The following is a 1297-nucleotide window of genomic DNA, read 5'->3' as shown; positions in this document are numbered from 1 at the left end:
CAGCGCAAGCTGGCCGCCGAGTACCCCGTCATCCTCGGCGGCGCCGCCCTCACCCGCGCCTACGTCGAACAGGACCTCCACGAGATCTACGAGGGCGAGGTCCGCTACGCCCGCGACGCCTTCGAGGGCCTGCGCCTGATGGACGCGCTCATCGCCGTCAAACGCGGGGTGCCGGGGGCGACGCTTCCCGAACTCAAGCAGCGCCGTGTCCCCAAGCGGGAGACCGCCGTGCTGGAGGTCGTGGAGCCGGAGGAGGGCGGCCGCTCGGACGTCGCCGTCGACAACCCGGTTCCCACCCCGCCGTTCTGGGGCACCCGGGTCATCAAGGGCATCCAGCTCAAGGAGTATGCCTCCTGGCTCGACGAAGGCGCCCTCTTCAAGGGGCAATGGGGCCTCAAGAACCAGCAGTTGATCGACACCGAGGCCCGGCCCCGGCTGCGGCACTGGCTCGGCCGGCTGCAGACCGACCGACTTCTCGAAGCCGCCGTGGTCCACGGCTACTTTCCGTGCGTGTCCAAGGGTGACGACCTGATCATCCTCGACGAGGACGGCTCGGAGCGCACCCGCTTCACCTTCCCGCGCCAGCGCCGCGGCCGCCGCCTCTGCCTGGCGGACTTCTTCCGCCCGGAGGAGTCCGGCGAGACGGACGTGATCGGTCTCCAGGTCGTCACCGTCGGATCGCGGATCGGCGGCGAGACCGCCAAGCTCTTCGAGGCCAACGCCTACCGCGACTACCTGGAGCTGCATGGGCTCTCCGTCCAGTTGGCCGAGGCGCTCGCCGAGTACTGGCACGCCCGGGTCCGCACCGAACTGGGCATCGCGGCCGCCGAGCCCGCCGCGCTGGACGGCATGTTCCGTACTGAGTACCAGGGTTGCCGCTACTCCCTTGGCTACCCTGCCTGCCCCGATCTGGAGGACCGCGCCAAGATCGCTGAACTGCTCCGGCCCGAGCGGATCGGAGTCGTGCTGTCGGAGGAGTTCCAGCTCCACCCCGAGCAGTCCACCGACGCGATCGTGCTGCACCACCCCGAGGCCGGTTACTTCAACGCGGGAGGCCGCCGCGCATGACCACAGCCCCTAAGGCGTGTCCGCAGCGACATTCGAGATCCACCGGAACATTCAGAACTCAAGGAGTGCACATGCCCGCGCAGCCGCCCGCCGACTTCACGGACTTCAAGGTCGCTGACCTCTCCCTCGCGGCTTTCGGCCGCAAGGAGATCACCCTGGCCGAGCACGAGATGCCCGGTCTGATGTCGATCCGCAAGGAGTACGCCGCCGCGCAGCCGCTGGCCGGCGC

2 protein-coding genes are annotated in these 1297 nt (G+C 69.2%); both read left to right on the top strand.

Annotated features, from left to right (window positions below):
- On the top strand, nt 1–1068 hold a 1068-nt coding region (locus tag ACZ601_RS39100; RefSeq protein WP_469547020.1), incomplete at its 5' end, for a vitamin B12 dependent-methionine synthase activation domain-containing protein.
- A 71-nt stretch (nt 1069–1139) separates the two neighbouring features.
- Nucleotides 1140–1297: adenosylhomocysteinase (locus tag ACZ601_RS39095; protein WP_469547023.1), on the top strand; the 158-nt coding region annotated here is incomplete at its 3' end.

It is taken from the genome of Streptomyces sp. NPDC104307 (assembly GCF_055584045.1).
The sequence above is the reverse complement of the archived record's forward strand: the minus strand, read 5'-3'. Positions and strand labels throughout refer to the sequence as shown.